Origin of the sequence: Hydrogenophaga pseudoflava, from assembly GCF_031020795.1 — a bacterium.
GTDB classification, from domain to species: domain Bacteria; phylum Pseudomonadota; class Gammaproteobacteria; order Burkholderiales; family Burkholderiaceae_C; genus Hydrogenophaga; species Hydrogenophaga pseudoflava_A.
Genome location: NZ_JAVHJP010000008.1, coordinates 59,513 through 75,763, shown reverse-complemented (window position 1 = coordinate 75,763; position 16,251 = coordinate 59,513). Strand labels below are relative to the sequence as shown.

The following is a 16,251-nucleotide window of genomic DNA, read 5'->3' as shown; positions in this document are numbered from 1 at the left end:
CATGGGGTTCAGTCGGCCAGGCGGCCTACGGGTGCGAAGCCAGGGGTGTTCTGCCCGATGTGCCAGCAGACGCCGGCGGGGTCGATGACGACAAACTCGGTGATGCCCCAGGGCTGGTCCACCAGCGGCGTGACGCGCACGCCGTAGCGGGCGACCAGGTCCTGGGCCTGCACATGCGCGAACCAGGCCTGCACGTCGGGCACCAGCAGGTGCATCACCAGGTTGTCCGCCAGCGCGGGTTCGTAAAAGTCCTGCAGCAGGAAGGGGCAGCCGTCCACGTGGAAGTAGGCGACACCGCCGCCTTCCGAGCGCTGCTCGAAACCGAGGTCGGCGTAGAAGCGCTTGGACAGCGCGAAGTCCTTCGCCGGCACGAAGGCCTTGAGTTCGATGGCTTTGAGGGGGGTCGGCGCGTTCATGCGGCCACCTCGCCGGTGTGGCGCAGGGGCTCGAGCAGGGCGCGCCAGTTCTCTCGTTCGGGCTGACCGGGTTGGCGCGCGCCGAAGAACATGGCCATGAGCCCCCCCTCGTGATCGAACACCTCCAGCGAGGTCACGGTGCCGCAATCGCCCGGCTTTTCCACGATCCACGCGCCGGCGATCAGGTCTTCGCGCAGGTGCAGGTTGAAACCCGGGTCCAGCACGTTGAGCCAGGTCTTGCCGTGCACCGCCATGGGCTCGACCCGCCGCACCGGGCCGGTGTGGATCTGGATGCAGCCCGGGCTGCCGACGAAAACCATCAGGGGCGTGGCGTCCAGGGACGCGGCCAGCAGCAGCTGACGCACCGCGCCGATGTCCACACGCTGCGTGAAACGCCCTTCGACCAGACCGAAGGCCTGCTGGCGCTCCAGCCCGAACCGGCGCAGCAGGCCGAAGAACTGGTGCGTGTCGGTCATCTGCGCCCAGGCCTGCGCGAAGTCGGCCGCACAGTGCGCGGCATCGTCCTCGGCGTCGGACGTGGGATCCGGCGCACGCCCGGGCCGGAAGGCCACCGCGCGCAGCGGATCGGCCCAGCGCTGGTGCAACTGCGCCCAGGCACTCAGCTCGGTCTGGGCCCGCGGATAGACCTTGTGCACCGCCGTGCCATGGGCGTCAAAGAACTGCAGGCTGGCCTGCTCGGTGCCGCTGGCCTGCACCTCGGTGACCACGAAGCCGGCGTGCCAGTGATTGAAGAACAGCCGCAGGTCGATGTCCTCGCCCAACGCCAGGCCCACCGGGCCGCTGGACGAGAGGTTCCGGTAGACGCCGGTCTTCTCGTGCACCGTGCTGTCGTTGCGGGTCAGCGCCATCAGCGGCCCGCACGTTTCGAGCGCCTGGAGGATCTCCAGCCACCGGGGCTGCACGGGCACAGCACGCAACGGCTGGCTGTGCGCACCCACGTGCGCGGCCACCGCAGCCCCCTCGCTCAGGCCGATCGCGTCAGCGGCCTCGCGGGCGCGCAGTCCACGGGCGCGCGCCTGGGCGAATCGCTGACGGAGCTCTTCCGCCTTCTCGCCGACGTCCATCGCGGGCTCCCGGATGATGATCGGCGCGGCGTTCATTGCAGCGCCCCCGGGGCGGTGTGCCACAGGGCGGTCGGCACCGGCTCGCGCGAGCCGTGGGCGCCGGTCTCCTCCAGCAGGATCTGCCAGCGCGTGCGCAGGTTGCCCAGCATGCAGCGCATGGGCGGCGCCACCTCGGGGTGGTTCGCCAGGAAGAACAGGTTGGACACCAGCTTCTTGACGATCAGGCCCCGGTTCGGGCATTCGGCGCCGGCCTGGGCGTAGCCCGTCATCAGAGCAAAGGTGCCGGCCATCAGCGCGTCGACGGAAGGCAGCAGGTACTCCTCGTCGCCGGTGGCGTCGTCCTGCGCGAGGGGGTGGTGATGGGCGTCCATGGGGCCTCCTTGGGGTAGGTCAGAAGTTGGTCACCAGCGCCACCGAGACGCTGCGGCCGGGGGCGGTGTAGGCGTCCAGCACCGGGGACGTGGCGGCCACGCCGCGCACGTTGGTCCACTGCCAGTACGTCCGGTCGGTCAGGTTGCGCACGGCGGCGCTGAGGCGGGTGGCCGGGCTCAGCTGCCAGCTGGTCTTGAGGTCCAGCGTGGTGGTTGCTTTGGGCACGAACTGGGCCGGGGTCGCGCTGAAGTCCACGTCCTTCGCCTTCTTGGCCGCCACGTGCGTCAGGCCCAGGCCGACGGTCCAGGCGCCGAGTTTCTGCTCCAGCGCGGCGTGCAACTCGGCCGGGTTGACCGAGTTCAGCGGACGGCCGGTGCTGGTGTCCTTGCCTTGTGTGCGGCCCAGGGCCAGGCGCAAGGCGGTGGCGGCCGCCAGTTGCCAGCGCCCTTTGATCTCGGCCCCACTGAGGCGCACCTGGCCGCGGTTCACGGCCTGGTACCGGATCGGGTCGCCCGGCACGCCCGTGCCGCCCACGCGCACCAGCTCTTCGATGAAGTCGCGGTAGCGGCCGCTGAAGGCACTGGCCTCCCACTGGAAGTCCTCGTGGCCGCCACGCGCGCCCAGCTCCAGCGTCCGGCTTTTCTCCGGCTTGAGGTCCGGATTGGGGATGCTCTGGTAATAGCCCAGCGGATTGTCGAAGGAGTTGTTGAGCTGCAGCGCCGAGGGTGCCCGAAAGCCGGCCGCGACGTTGCCGAACAGGGCCCAGCGGTCGCTCACGCGGTAGATCGCGCCGAGCTTGGGAGACAGCGCCGACGCGCTCAGATCCGCCGGCTGCTTGGGATACAGCGCGTCGTCCTCGGCGTCCAGGCTCACATGGTCGTAGCGCAGTGCGGGCACCACCGTCCAGCGCTCGGTCTGGAACTCGTTTTGCACAAAGGCGCCCACGGTGTTCTCCGTGGTCTTGGGGAAGCGCTTGAGCGGGTAGCGCTCGTAGACCGGCGGCACGGTGCCGGTGACCAGGTTGTCGAGCTCGCTGCGCACCAGGTCCACGCCATAGACCAGCCGCTGCGACCAGCCGCCCGCCTTCGATGACAGGGTCTTTTCCCCCTGCAGCGTGGTCTGCAGCAGGCGCTCTTCATAGGTCACGTCGCGGCTGCGGCCGGTCACCGGGCCACCGGCCAGGCTGCTGCGCTGTTCCAGGGCCAGTTCCCGCGATTCGGCGTCCTGCAGCGCCAGGGTGGCCCGCAGCTCGTCGGCCCACGGGGCGTCCATGTGGAAGCGGCCATCCCAGCCCAGACGGCTGCGGCGCATGTCGGTGGTGCCGTCGAGGTCGGTCGTCAGGAAGCCGTTGGCCGCACCTCGGCCGCTGTAGGCCTCGACCTCGCTGCGCTTGTCGACGTGTTCGGCGGTGAAGCTGTGCTTCTGGCCGCCTCCGGGTGTCGCGATCCACTTGAGCAGTGCGCCCAGCGAGCGGTCGTCCTGCGGGTTGGGGGCGGTGCGGGCGCTGCCGGCCGATGTGTTACGGCCCTGGTTGTCCAGGGCACCGGCCGCACCGGCATGCAGGCTCGCCAGGTACTGGTGCCGCTCGTTGGGCGCCCCGGCGACCATCAGACCCACGCGGCGCCCGTCGTCCTCGGTGTCGGCCTGCAGGCTCAGCCGCGTCAGCACGGTCTGCCCCGGCTTCACCAGATCGCGTGGCTCGGCGGTGAACATGGCCACGTGACCGGCCAGGCCGTCCGAGCCGTACAGCGCCGAGCCGGCACCGCGCTGGATTTCCACGCGCGCAATGTGACCCAACTCGAAGTGATCGCGGCCGAACGCAGCCGAACCGAACACGCCACTGGTCAGTTCCCTCGGCATGCGCACGCCGTCGACCGTCAGCAGCACACGGTTGCCTTCCAGCCCACGGATGTTGAAGCCGGCGTTGCCGTCCCGGCCGGTGGAGCCGACCGCCGCGCCGAAGCGGGTGGGCGCGCGCTTCACCGACACATTGGGCAGCGTCTGCACCAGGTCCCGGATGTCCTGCACGCCCGCGGGGTCCAGCGCCTCGCGGTCCAGCACGTCGATGACCGCAGGCACCTCGGCCGGGTCCCGCTCGCTGCGCGACCCCGTGACCACCACGGTTGGCAGGCTGGCGGCCGGCGGCTCGCTGGCGGGAGGCAGTTGGGCGAAGGCGGCGGAGGGGGAGAGCACCAGCACGGCCAGCACCACGGGAGCCATTGCAGCGAGTGGGGGTCGGCAGGCGGCGGATCGAAGCGCGCAACGAGGAGGCATAGGCAGACCTGAAGAAGAAAAATATCTTCCCGGGCTGGCTGCACACTGGCCGCAAAGACGGCGCATGCCTGGCTGGCAGGGGTTGAAGATCCGTATTATATGAGAATGATTCGCATTAAGTATAGTGTTTCCGGTGGAGCGTGTACGAAGCGCGCATGAACCGACCACAATGTTGGGTCACACACAAAACAGGAAAGGACGGACCCATGAAAGGCGACCCACAAGCCATTGCCCATCTGCAGGCCCAACTCAAGAACGAGCTGACCGCCATCAACCAGTACTTCGTGCACTACCGCATGCTCAAGCACTGGGGCCTGGACAAGCTGGCCAAGAAGGAATATTCGGAGTCGATCGGCGAGATGAAGCACGCCGACTGGCTGATGGACCGCATCTTCATGCTCGACGGCCTGCCCAACCTGCAGGATCTGGGCAAGCTCAACATCGGCGAGAACGTGCCCGAGATGCTGGGCAGCGACCTGGCGTTGGAGCGGGCGGCTCAGGCCACCATCAAGGACGGCGTGGCCTACTGCGAGTCGGTGCGCGACTTCGTCTCCCGCGACCTGCTGATGAAGATCCTCGACGACACCGAGGAGCACATCGACTTCCTCGAAACCCAGCTCGAACTCATCGACAAGGTCGGCATCCAGAACTACCTGCAGAGCCAGATGGGCGACGAGAGCTGAGCCAAGGCCACCTGATGGGTGGCCAATCCCCTCGGTGCGCAGGGGACTTTGAGGTTTGAATGCGAGCAATTATCATTTGCCTACTCTTCCTCTAATCCCTGCGCCACCATGATCGTCTGTGTCTGCCGCCGTGTGAACGACAAAGCCATTGCCCAGGCTGCGCGCTGCGGCGCGAGTTTCGATGACATCCAGATCGACATGGGCGTGGCCACGCAGTGCGGACAGTGCGAATCAAGCGCCCGGGCCGTGTGGATGCAGTGCCGCCCTTCCCAGCCCACCGCCCACTTGCAGCTGCAGGCCAAGGCCCCGGCACCAGCCTGACCTTCTGGATGTCACAGCAAAAAGCCGCCTTCGGGCGGCTTTTTGCTGTGGAAAACCGAGCTTGCGCCCGCCGGATTCCGGCCCAGAATGTCACAGGCGCCCGAACCATCCGTTCGCAAAAAACGATGGTCACGCCGATCACCAAGATTTAGAATGCGCAATAGCTTTTCGCATTGCAGAATCAACACGCCGGAGACAGCCGAATGAGCACCGAACAAGCCCAGAACAAGCGCGCCGAGCTGCGCCTCGCCGCCCTCGAATACCACGAGAAACCCGTCCCCGGCAAAGTGGCGATCGCCGCCACCAAGCAGCTGACCAACCAGCGCGACCTGGCGCTGGCCTACTCGCCCGGCGTGGCGGCGCCCTGCGAAGAGATCGTGGCCGACCCGGTCAATGCCTTCAAGTACACCAGCCGCGGCAACCTGGTGGCGGTCATCACGAACGGCACCGCGGTGCTGGGCCTGGGCGACATCGGCCCACTGGCCGCCAAACCGGTGATGGAAGGCAAGGGCGTACTGTTCAAGAAGTTCTCGGGCATCGACGTGTTCGACATCGAGATCAACGAGAAGGACCCCGACAAACTGGTCGAGATCATTGCGGCGCTCGAACCCACCTTCGGCGGCATCAACCTTGAGGACATCAAGGCACCGGACTGCTTCTACGTCGAGCGAAAGCTGCGCGAGCGCATGAAGATTCCCGTCTTCCACGACGACCAGCACGGCACGGCCATCGTGGTCGGCGCGGCCCTGCTCAACGGCCTGAAGGTGGTCGGCAAGGACATCAAGGAGGTCAAGCTGGTGACCTCGGGCGCGGGCGCCGCCGCGCTGGCCTGCATCCAGCTGCTGGTCAAGCTGGGACTGCCGCGCGAGAACATCTGGGTGACCGATCTGGCAGGGGTGGTCTACGAAGGCCGCACCGAACTCATGGACCCGGACAAGGCGGTGTTTGCCCAGAAGACCGAGCAGCGCACCCTGACCGACGTGATCGCCGGCGCCGACGTGTTCCTGGGCCTGTCGGCCGGTGGCGTGCTCAAGAAGGACATGGTCGCCAAGATGGCCGCCAGGCCGCTGATCTTTGCACTGGCCAACCCGAATCCCGAGATCGCGCCCGAAGACGTGAAAGCGGTGCGCGACGACGCCATCATGGCCACCGGCCGCACCGACTACCCGAACCAGGTCAACAACGTCCTGTGTTTCCCCTACATCTTCCGCGGCGCGCTGGACGCGGGTGCATCGACCATCACCGACGAGATGGAGATCGCCGCGGTGCACGCCATCGCCGAGCTGGCGCAGGCCGAGCAGAGCGAGGTGGTGGCCGCCGCTTATGCCGGCGAGAAGCTGGCCTTCGGCCCCGAGTACCTGATCCCCAAGCCCTTTGACCCGCGCCTGATGATGAAGATCGCGCCGGCCGTCGCGCAGGCGGCGGCGGACAGCGGGGTGGCGCTGCGCCCGGTCACGGACATGGACGCCTACAAGCAGCGCCTGCAGAGCTTCGTGTTCGCCTCCGGCACCATCATGAAGCCGCTCTACGCCGCCGCCAAGACGGCGCACAAGAAGCGCGTCGCCTACGCCGAGGGCGAAGAGGAGCGCGTGCTGCGCGCCTGCCAGATCGTGGTGGACGAGAACCTGGCCCGCCCCACACTGCTCGGCCGTCCGGCCATCATCGCCGAACGCATCGTCAAGTTCGGCCTGCGCCTGAAGGAAGGGCTGGACTACGACGTGGTCAACGTCGAGCAGGACGCGCGCTACCGCGAACTGTGGACCACCTACCACCAGCTCATGGAGCGCCGTGGCGTCACCGAACAGCTGGCCAAGATCGAGATGCGCCGGCGCCTGACGCTGATCAGCTCGATGCTGCTGCGCCGCGGCGACGTGGACGGGATGATCTGCGGCACCTGGGGCAACACCCAGCTGCACCTGGACTACATCGACCAGGTGATCGGCAAGCGCGACGGCGCCAACTGCTACGCCGCCATGAACGCGCTGATGCTGCCCGGTCGCCAGGTCTTCCTGGTGGACACGCACATCAACTACGACCCCACGGCGGAACAGCTGGCCGAAATCACCCAGATGGCGGCGCGCAAGATGATGCGTTTTGGCATCACGCCCAAGGCCGCGCTGCTCTCGCACAGCAACTTCGGCTCGTCCAACCAGCCCAGCGCGGTCAAGATGCGCCAGACCCTGGCCCTCCTGCAATCGAATGCACCATGGCTGGAGGTGGACGGCGAGATGCACGGCGATGTGGCGCTCGACGCCGATGCACGCAGATCGATCATGCCGCGCTCGACCCTCCAGGGCGACGCCAACCTGCTGGTCTGCCCCAACATCGACGCCGCCAACATCGCCTACAACCTGCTCAAAACCGCGGCGGGCGGCAACATCGCCATCGGCCCGATGCTGCTGGGCGTGGGCAAACCTGTGCACATCCTTACTGCCAGCGCCACCGTGCGCCGTATCGTCAACATGACCGCCCTCACCGTGGCCGAGGCCAACGCGCAGCGGCAAGCTTGAATCCCATAGCAAGCACTAACTAATTCCCGGAGAAAATGCGGTGCCATCTGCTTAAATAAGCAGCAGCAACTTGCTTTTTTGCAACGCATCAGGCACACTAACGCGCTTGTATTTCAGGGTTAACCCACCCCCAAACGGGCCCAAATCCGCGCTGAGCGGACGCCCGTGGGCAGGTGGATGGCTTGAGGAACACAGGGACTTTGATGGGTCTGCAACCGATCCGGGCAAGTAAAAGCCGTGTCGGGCTGGTCGCGGGACTGGCCCTTTCTGCGGCTCTGGCGACGTCGCTGAGCACCATGTTGGTGCAGGCCCGGACTCCCTCCTCCGTACTTCCCGGTTCCGCGGTGGCTTCGGTGGCCTACACCGGCCTGCCGCCACAGGGACAGGAGGTCATGGAGCAGATCCGCCAGGGTGGCCCGTTCCGGTACGAGAAGGATGGCAGCGTGTTCGGCAACCGTGAGCGCCTGTTGCCCGGCCAGAAGCGGGGGTATTACAGGGAATACACCGTGCCCACGCCGGGGTTGAGGCACCGGGGGGCCAGGAGGATCGTGTGCGGAGGCCAGAAGCCGCGTTTACCCGACGCCTGTTATTACACCGAGGACCACTACAGCAGCTTCCGGCTGATCGTGCAGTGACCCGCGGTGATGTGGATGGATTTCAGTTTTCAACTTTGACTGTAGAAAGAGACGCGGAGATGGACACGCCACTTCGTAATGTTCGTACCAACATCGTTCAGTCGATCCGCGCGTTCGGCGTGAAGGATCTGCAGTTCGCCGCCGAGCAGCTGGGTCACCACTTCCTGTATGCCAACCTGGCCAAGGCCCAGAGCAAGCAGGACGTGCTCGAACTGATCGCCGCGCAGTACACCCTGCCGCCCCACTTCGGCAAGAACTTCGACGCCCTCTACGACTGCATGACCGATCTGGTCCACAAGTCGGGCCCGCAGACCGGCTTCATCGTGGTGCTCGAGCACATCCCGGCACACGCCAAGTTCGACAAGGAAGCGCGCGAGCAGTTGCTGGACATCTTCCGCGACGCCGCCGACTACTGGAGCGATCGCAAGATTCCGTTCCGCTGCTTCTATTCTTTCTCCGTTGCGCGCGCCCCAAAAGGTGAAGAGCCGATCGAGGTGGAAAACGAAGAACCCATGCCCACGGACAAGATCCTGGACGTCAGTCCGATGGCGCTGCGCATGAGCAGCCCGTTCAACGCCGGGTACTGGCTGACCGCGGCCTGATCGACCTCGGAGCTTCGAAAAAAGCCGCTGCCCCGCAGCGGCTTTTTTTCATGGCCGAACGGCCTGCGCAAGCGCGACGTACTCCGCCACCGGCACTTCTTCGGCGCGGCGCTGTAGGTCGAAGTCGCCCGCGAACCCCCTCGCTTCCAGCCACTTGCCCAGCGTGTTGCGCAGAATCTTGCGGCGCTGGCTGAACGCAGTCAGCACCAGTTCGCTGTAGGTTCTGAAATCCATCGCGGGCGGCTGCGCCAGCGGCACCATGCGCACCACCGCGCTGTCGACCCGGGGCGGCGGATCGAAGCTCTCGGGTGGCACAAACAGCACGCTCTCCATGGCATAGCGCCACTGCAGCATCACCGAGAGGCGCCCGTAATCGGCGGTCGCGGGCGCGGCCACCATGCGGTCGATGACCTCCTTCTGCAGCATGAAATGCTGGTCCTGAACCACCGCGACATGGTCGAGCAGGTGAAACAGGATGGGGCTGGAGATGTTGTAAGGCAGGTTGCCCACCACCCGGATCTGGCGACCCGGCCACCGGGCCGCCAGCGCGGTGAAGTCAACGCGCAGCACGTCGGACTCCACCACATCGAGCAGGCGGTGCTCCCGAAGGCGCGCCGCCAGGTCGCGGTCCAGCTCGATCACCGTCAGGCGCCCGAGGCGCTCGACCAGCGGCTGGGTCAGCGCGGCCAGGCCCGGACCGATCTCCACCATGGCATCCGAGGGCGAAGGCGCGATCGCTTCGACGATCGCGTCGATGATCGCGCTGTCGCTCAGGAAATGCTGACCGAAGCGCTTTCGCGCGACATGCTTCATGCGCGGGCGTTCCGACAGGGACTCAAGGCTGCGGCGATTCGCGCAGCTCGACAAAGGCGCGGCTGCGCACCTCTTCGGTCCAGGCGTTGATCGCGTCGTCGGCCTTCTGTTCGCGCACCAGTTCGCGCGCCATGTCGCGTTGTTCTCGCTCGCTGAGCGCGGCCTGGCGGCGTTCCTCCAGGCGGATCAGGTGCACGCCGAACCGGGACACCACCGGTTGCGACATCTCACCAGGGCGCAACGCATCCATCACCTGTTCGAACTCGGGCACGAACTGGCCGGGCGAGACCCAGCCCAGGTCCCCGCCCTGGCGCGCAGAACCATCCTGGCTGTGCTGGCGGGCCAGATCCTCGAAGCTGGCCTGCCCCGCGGCAACCTGTTGCCGGTAGCTGGCCAGCCGCACGATGGCTTGGTCCTGGCTCAGCTGAGCCCCGGGGCGCAGCAGGATATGGCGCGCCCGACTCTGCACGACACTCAGTTCGGGCAGCGGCGCCTGGCGCTTCTCCACGACCTTGAGCACGTGCAGCCCGGCCGCACTGCGCACCGGCCCGGCGACGCCGCCCACCGGCAGATTGCGCGTGGCTTGAACGAAGAGTTCGGGCAGGCGCGACAGGGGTCGGAGCCCCAGAAGACCGCCGCCGGCTGCCTCGGGCGCTGCCGAATACTCGCGCGCCTGGGCCGCGAGATCGGCACCGCCACGCAGTCGGTCGGCCACGCCCTGGGCGCGGGCCGTCAGCTCGCGCAGCTGGTCGGGACCAGCCCCTTCGGGCACCGCCACCAGCACATGACCCAGGTTGAGCTCCAGTCCTTCGGGCCGGGCCGCCTGCCGCTCGGCAATGAAACGATCAATGTCGGCCTCGGTGACGCGCACACGCGCCTCCACCTCGCGGTCGCGCAGGCGCTGCAGCAGCACCTGGTTGCGCAGCTCGCTGCGCAGCTTGTTGAGGTCCATGCCTTCGGCGGCCAGCCGCCGCCGGAAGGCCTCCACGCTGAGCTGGTTCTGCGCCGCCAGCGACTGCTCGGCCTGTGCCAGCGTGGCTTCGTCCACACGAACGCCCTGTTCGGTGCCCTGTTGCAACAGCGCCCGTTCGACGATGAGCTGCTCCAGCACCTGCCGGGCCAGCTCGTCGCGGGGCGGCGGGGTTCGGCCCTGGGCCGCCAACTGCTGCTCGACACGCAGCATGCGCTGCCGGACATCGAAGTTGGTCACCGGCTCGGAGTTGACCAGCGCGACGATGTAGTCCACGGTGCGGGTTGAGGGACCGCTGGCGGGGCGCTGCAGCTCCGAGACCGGACGCAAGGCCTGACCTTGCGCGGGCCAGGCGCCAAGCAGCAGCCCTCCGGCCAGCAGGATCTGCAAGCCTCTGCGGTGAACTCCCGGACAGTCAGTCATATTGCTGGAAACGGTTGGGCTGAACGACTTCTTCACGCAGGTACTGGTATTTGGGCACATTGGCCTGGATGCTCTGCAAGGAGCTGCCACCGACTTTCGAGAAGCCGTTGAACTCCAGCTGGAAGAGGATGCGGCGGTCCGACGTGGTGGCGCTGGTTTGCAGGCGCTCGAGGACGACGCGCCCCAGCCAGCATCCGGCGTCGTACTCGAAACCGGCGATCACGTCGATGAGCTTGCGGTCGGGCAGGCTGTAGTTCAGGCGGCCGACGCCGTACCACTGGCCCGGCCCCAGGGCTCGCCCTGGCACGGGCTCGGGTGTGCGACCCCAGAGGCCGGACAGCGGCCACTGCCAGCCCAGATCGAGCTGCTCGCTCACACCCTTCTGGATGCGGTAGGCCGCGCTGAGCACCTTGTAAGGGCCGGGCGTGTAGCGCCCGCCGAGCGTGGTGCGCCGCGACTCGCTGGCCTTGGTGTTGTATTGCACGTTGGCATCGACCGACCACAGCGGGTCCCACTGCACGCGGCCCGCCAGCAGGGTGTCGCTCAGCCGTTCCGTCACCGGCGTGCCGCGGGGCAGGGTGACGTTCTGGTCAGCCAGCAGGGCACGCTGGGCGACGCCCAGGCGAACCACTTCGGCGCCGGTCTCGGGGGCCAGCAGACGCGAACTCACGCCCACCGTCACCGCCCGGGTGTCGCTGATGCGGTCGTTGCCACTGAAGGCGTGCTCGGCGAACATGCTGGAGTAGTTGAAGCTGCGCGCGGCCGAGTCGTAGTTGGGCAGTTCGCTTTGATCGCGGAAGGGCGTCCAGGTCGCAAAGGCGCGCGGCTCCAGGGTCTGGATGTAGCTGGTGCCGAAGAACTCGGCCGGCCGCTCGAACACCAGCCCACTGTCGATACTGACCGTGGGCACGGTGCGCGTGGCCGACACCGTGGAGCCGGTGGTGTTGTCGTTGCTGTAGCGCGCCATGTGCACCCGCGCCTTGGGGATGACGAACCAGCCCGGTGCCTGCCAGCGCCGGGCAATCTGAGCCACCGCCACCGAGCGGTCACCACCGATCTCCCGCCCGGTCGGCACACCTGCACTCAGCACCGCCCGCTGGAAACGCGTGGCGTTGGTGGCGAAGGACAAATCCCATCCCGGGGCACCAAACAGCGTCTGGTTCGGCTGCTCGTACGAGAAACCCACCGACGGCAGCCGGTCGAAGGGCGGCGTGATCGGCGCGTTCACGTCCTGCAGGGTCTGGTACCGGTACATGCCGGCGCTCGCTGACCACGGCCCCTTGCCCCAGCCCATCGACACTTCGTTGTGCAGCAGGCGGGAAGTCAGCGAGGTGATGGTGCGCGGGAAGTCGCGCCAGTAGTTGTCGTCGCTGACCTTGTTGAGGTTCACCCGCAGCCCGATCGGGCTGCCCCCGCCGATCGGGCGGGTCAGCTGTTGGTTGTGCCGGTAGGCCACCGCCCAGCGGTCGTCGTCGCGCAGCTTGTCCGACGGCATGTAGGACGTGCGCAGGTTGCCGGAGTAGCCCGGTTGCAGGTAGCGGAACTCGCCCGAAAGGTCCAGACCGCGTTTGGTCATCAGCGTGGGCGTGACCGTCGCGTCGTAGTTGGGGGCGATGTTGAAGTAGTAGGGCGTGGACAGTTCCACGCCGCTCTGGGTGCTGATGCTCAGGCTGGGCGGCAGGGCCCCGGTCTTGCGCTGGTCCGACAGCGGGAAGCTCAGGATGGGCGCCGCCAGGATGGGCACCCCCATGAACTCGATCACGCCCGACTTGGCGATGCCGACGTCCTCCACCCGGTCCAGTTCGATGGACGAGGCGCGCACGATCCAGTCGGGCATCCAGGTCGAACCGGGCGGTCGCGGGCAGGTCGAGTAGCGGCCATCGTGCACCAGCGTGCGGTCGTCACCCATGAAGTCGACCCGGCGCGCGTCGCCCTTGCCCTCGTTCTTCAGCAGCGAGTATTCGGGCTGGTTGAAATGGCCCCAGTGGCTGTTGACATTGACCTCGGCGTCGGGACCGGTGAAGCGGTCGCCGTTGCGGTTGATGAGCACGTTGCCCTGGGCCTTGGTCTCGCCGGTGCGCTTGTCGTGCTCGATGCGGTCGGCCCGGATCACGGTGTCGTGGCGCCGCAGCTCGGCGCCACCCTGCATGACCGTCACCCCGTCCATCTCGCCCTCGAGGCTCTCACCCCAGATGAACACCGGCAGTTGCTTGCGGACCTCCGTCGGCACCTGCTGGACCAGCGTATCGCCCGGTTTGAGACGGATGGCCGCCGCATCCTGCCCGGCCGCGGTGTTCTGGGCCCAGGAGGGTGTGCAGACTCCGCCCAGTGCCAGAACGGCCAGCGCTCCCTGCACAGCGCGCGCCAGGGTGGTGGGTTCCGGGAGTCGCGCCAGGCGCGACGGGCGGGCGGGGCTGTTCAGGGAGGAGGAATCAGGTTTCAAGGCGGTGTGTGGCGAAACGGCCGTCTCTGATTTCGGTGGCACATGCCCCGTCGCTGTCGGTCGACCGGGCTTCGGACTGCCTGCGGACGTGGCCGCAGGCAAGAGGGATTTGTAGAATCTCCGGCCATTATCCTATGCCTCCAGCCCGGCCTGCCAGCGCGCCGGCGCCCCCGTCTCCCCCCGCTTGCATGACCCCTAACACCCCCGTTGTCACCTGGGCCGACCCGGCCCGCCAGACCGCCTTTGACCACTGGCTGCAAGGACTGGCCACGTCCCAGGGCCTGCGGCCACAGACGCTGCGTCCGGCCTCGGCCGACGCCAGCTTTCGCCGCTACCTGCGGGTGGACACCGAGGGCGGTGGCAGCCGCATCGTCATGGATGCACCGCCCGACAAGGAGAACTGCCAGCCCTTCGTGCACGTGGCCGGCCTGATGAAGGCCGCCGGCCTGCTGGTGCCGGACATCCTGGCCTGGGACGAGCCCCAGGGCTTCATGCTGCTGCCCGACCTGGGCACGCAGACCATGATGGAGCAGATTGACGCCGACAACCCCCAGGCCAACCATGCGCGCTATATGCAGGCGGTGGACACGCTGCTGGCCTGGCAACTGGCCTCGAAGCCCGGTGAGCTGCCCCCTTACGACGAGGCTCTGCTGCGGCGCGAGCTGCAGCTGTTCCCCGACTGGTACCTGACGCAGCACCGGCAGGTGAAGGTCGAGGGCGCCGTCGCGGCCACCCTGCAAAAAACCTTCGACACCATCGTGGCGCGCAATCTGGCCGCCCCCACGGTGCACGTGCACCGCGACTTCATGCCACGCAACCTGATGATCCCGGCCCGGCCCGGCGCCACCCCCGCGCAGCAGCTGGGCGTGCTGGACTTCCAGGACGCGGTGCACGGCCCCATCACCTACGACATCGCCAGCCTGATGCGCGATGCCTTCCTGAGCTGGGAAGAAGACTTCGTCATCGACATCACCGTGCGCTACTGGGAAAAGGCGCGCAAGGCCGGGCTGATGGACTTCGAGGACTGGCACAGCGACTTCGGTGCCTTCTACCGCGCCGTCGAATGGATGGGCCTGCAGCGCCACCTCAAGGTGGCCGGCATCTTTGCGCGCCTGACGCTGCGCGATGGCAAGCCCAGGTACCTGGCCGATGCGCCGCGTTTCATCGGCTACATCCGCGCCACCGCGCACCGCTACCGCGAACTGGCGCCGCTGCTGCGCCTGGTCGACGAGGTGGAAGGCCTGCAGGTCGCCAGCGGCTTCGCCTTCGGCCGGGTCTGAGCCTTCTTTCCAACGTGCCACGCTTTCACTGCCCCGTCCCGCTGAGCGCCGGCGCCGAGCTGGACCTGCCGCCCGCTGCGGCCCGCCACGTGCAGGTGCTGCGCCACCAGCCCGGCGATGCGATCACGCTGTTCAACGGCGAGGGCGGCCAGTGGTCGGCCACGGTCCTGCGCATGGGCCGAAGCGACGTGGCGGTGAAGGTCGAAGCGTTCGAGGACACCGAGCGCGAGCCGGGACGCCGCGTGCACCTGGCGGTGGGCATGCCGGCCAACGAGCGCATGGACTGGCTGGTGGAGAAGGCCGCCGAGCTCGGCGTGGCCAGCCTGCAGCCGCTGCACACCGCACACAGCGTGCTGCGCCTCAGTGGCGAGCGGGCGGCCAAGAAACAGGGTCACTGGCAGTCGGTGGCCGTGGCGGCCTGCGAGCAGTGCGGCGGCAACCGCGTGCCGGCGGTGCGGCCGGTGGCCGACGTGGCGACCTGGCTGCGCCAGAGCGACGCCATCGCACCGCTGCGCTGCGTGCTCTCCCTGGCCGAAGGCACTCGCCCGCTGGCGGAGGTGCTGCGCCAACAGCCGGCGGACGCGCCGGTGCTGTTCCTCAGCGGCCCGGAAGGCGGCCTGTCCGCGCAGGAGGACGCCCTCGCTCGCCAGGCCGGCTTCCTGCCCGTGACACTGGGTCCGAGGGTTCTGCGCGCCGAAACGGCCGCCCTGGCGGCGCTGGTGCAGGCGCTGGCCTGAGGCCGTCGCCCGCAGCGACCGCCGCGCCCCGCGTCACTGGACGGGCTTGGGAATGGCGGCGAGTTTTTCGGCCAGGTTCTCCAGCGCCTCGTCGACCGCATCGATCGCAAAGCCATAAAAATCGCCCCCGGCGCCACCCATGCGTTTGGAGTCGCTGTATTCCTCGGTCGCCACCGAGCCACCCGTGACCGCGTCCACCGCCTCGACCTTCACGGACACGGTGCCCTTGCCGGCCCCAAACATGCCACCGACCCAGCGCAAGGCCCGGTTGCCCGGGTCGTAGTCCATGGCGATCTTCAACCGCACCGCGCCGGCCACCGGGCCTGGATCGGTGTCGGCGACCGTCAGGCCTTCGTCCTGCAGCTTCTTGCGGGTGGACTGGGGCAGCTTCATTTCCATGGTCTTCTTGTCTTCGATCCGCTTCTCGTCCGGCTCGCTGTCGAGCAGCTTCACCACGATGTCGGTCACATAAGCCTGGGTGTACTTGCGGGGCGCTTCTTCGGCTTTGGCGTCGGCGGCCATCGCGGAAAACGACGGGGCGACGGTCATGAACGCCAACAGAATCAGGGCGCCGGTGCGGCGCGTGCACGCTGAAATCACTTGTCCTCCTTGTTGATGAATGGCCTCCGGTCGGAGGCGGCCACATCGTACAGGCCCCCTGGAAGGCCGCGCCCACTGTATAAACAA

At 67.5% G+C, this 16,251-nt stretch carries 14 protein-coding genes and 1 pseudogene; 7 read left to right on the top strand and 8 right to left on the bottom strand.

Features of this window, described 5'->3' with window-relative positions; translation table 11 throughout:
- Positions 1-8: 8 nt before the first annotated feature.
- Genes RCO38_RS21515 through RCO38_RS21500 form a run of 4 tightly spaced genes read right to left on the bottom strand, consistent with a single transcriptional unit; the run spans position 9 to position 4,093 of the window.
- Positions 9-416: a VOC family protein gene (locus RCO38_RS21515; RefSeq protein WP_308330494.1), complete on the bottom strand. Its 408-nt coding sequence runs from the start codon at positions 414-416 to the stop codon at positions 9-11.
- Positions 413-1,537 (bottom strand): hemin-degrading factor, encoded by a 1,125-nt coding sequence (locus tag RCO38_RS21510; RefSeq protein WP_308330493.1) that lies wholly within the window; start codon positions 1,535-1,537, stop codon positions 413-415. Before RCO38_RS21510 ends, RCO38_RS21515 begins: the two co-directional genes overlap by 4 nt.
- Positions 1,534-1,872 (bottom strand): hypothetical protein, encoded by a 339-nt coding sequence (locus RCO38_RS21505; protein WP_308330492.1) that lies wholly within the window; start codon positions 1,870-1,872, stop codon positions 1,534-1,536. The genes RCO38_RS21510 and RCO38_RS21505 overlap by 4 nt, the downstream gene beginning before the upstream one ends.
- A gap of 19 nt (positions 1,873-1,891) precedes the next feature.
- The gene (locus RCO38_RS21500; RefSeq protein WP_308330491.1) at positions 1,892-4,093 is read right to left on the bottom strand and encodes a TonB-dependent hemoglobin/transferrin/lactoferrin family receptor; all 2,202 of its coding nucleotides are present in this window, start codon (positions 4,091-4,093) and stop codon (positions 1,892-1,894) included.
- 260 nt (positions 4,094-4,353) lie between these two features.
- On the opposite strand from RCO38_RS21500, the gene bfr reads away from it, so the two are divergent.
- From bfr to RCO38_RS21475, 5 genes and pseudogenes are all read left to right on the top strand, one after another.
- A complete protein-coding gene (gene bfr / locus RCO38_RS21495; RefSeq protein ID WP_308330490.1) occupies positions 4,354-4,830 on the top strand; it encodes a bacterioferritin in 477 nt (158 codons plus the stop codon).
- Positions 4,831-4,938: 108 nt separating this feature from the next.
- Positions 4,939-5,151, top strand: a complete 213-nt coding sequence (locus tag RCO38_RS21490) for a (2Fe-2S)-binding protein (RefSeq protein ID WP_308330489.1) — start codon at positions 4,939-4,941, stop codon at positions 5,149-5,151.
- A gap of 203 nt (positions 5,152-5,354) precedes the next feature.
- Positions 5,355-7,661, top strand: coding sequence for an NADP-dependent malic enzyme (locus RCO38_RS21485; RefSeq protein ID WP_308330488.1), 2,307 nt, complete (start codon positions 5,355-5,357; stop codon positions 7,659-7,661).
- 203 nt (positions 7,662-7,864) lie between these two features.
- On the top strand, positions 7,865-8,296 hold the full coding sequence (locus tag RCO38_RS21480) for a ribonuclease domain-containing protein (RefSeq protein ID WP_308330487.1): 432 nt from the start codon (positions 7,865-7,867) through the stop codon (positions 8,294-8,296).
- A 59-nt stretch (positions 8,297-8,355) separates the two neighbouring features.
- A pseudogene (locus tag RCO38_RS21475) lies at positions 8,356-8,751 on the top strand (barstar family protein); the annotation flags it as partial.
- Between the two features lie 195 nt (positions 8,752-8,946).
- Here the strand turns inward: RCO38_RS21475 and rsmA are convergent.
- Genes rsmA through RCO38_RS21460 form a run of 3 tightly spaced genes read right to left on the bottom strand, consistent with a single transcriptional unit; the run spans position 8,947 to position 13,547 of the window.
- Positions 8,947-9,711: a 16S rRNA (adenine(1518)-N(6)/adenine(1519)-N(6))-dimethyltransferase RsmA gene (gene rsmA, locus RCO38_RS21470; protein ID WP_308330486.1), complete on the bottom strand. Its 765-nt coding sequence runs from the start codon at positions 9,709-9,711 to the stop codon at positions 8,947-8,949.
- A 22-nt stretch (positions 9,712-9,733) separates the two neighbouring features.
- On the bottom strand, positions 9,734-11,071 hold the full coding sequence (locus tag RCO38_RS21465; protein WP_308330485.1) for a peptidylprolyl isomerase: 1,338 nt from the start codon (positions 11,069-11,071) through the stop codon (positions 9,734-9,736).
- Positions 11,072-11,096: 25 nt separating this feature from the next.
- The gene (locus tag RCO38_RS21460; RefSeq protein WP_308330484.1) at positions 11,097-13,547 is read right to left on the bottom strand and encodes an LPS-assembly protein LptD; all 2,451 of its coding nucleotides are present in this window, start codon (positions 13,545-13,547) and stop codon (positions 11,097-11,099) included.
- Positions 13,548-13,735: 188 nt separating this feature from the next.
- Between RCO38_RS21460 and RCO38_RS21455 the strand changes: the two genes are divergently transcribed.
- Complete coding sequence (locus RCO38_RS21455) at positions 13,736-14,827, top strand: aminoglycoside phosphotransferase family protein (protein ID WP_308330483.1); 1,092 nt, start codon at positions 13,736-13,738, stop codon at positions 14,825-14,827.
- Between the two features lie 14 nt (positions 14,828-14,841).
- Positions 14,842-15,564 carry a 16S rRNA (uracil(1498)-N(3))-methyltransferase gene (locus RCO38_RS21450; RefSeq protein ID WP_308330482.1) on the top strand — a complete coding sequence of 241 codons (723 nt, stop codon included), beginning with the start codon at positions 14,842-14,844 and terminating at the stop codon, positions 15,562-15,564.
- 33 nt (positions 15,565-15,597) lie between these two features.
- Here RCO38_RS21450 and RCO38_RS21445 read toward each other — a convergent pair whose 3' ends face one another.
- Complete coding sequence (locus RCO38_RS21445; protein WP_308330481.1) at positions 15,598-16,113, bottom strand: DUF4410 domain-containing protein; 516 nt, start codon at positions 16,111-16,113, stop codon at positions 15,598-15,600.
- Positions 16,114-16,251 lie beyond the last annotated feature (138 nt).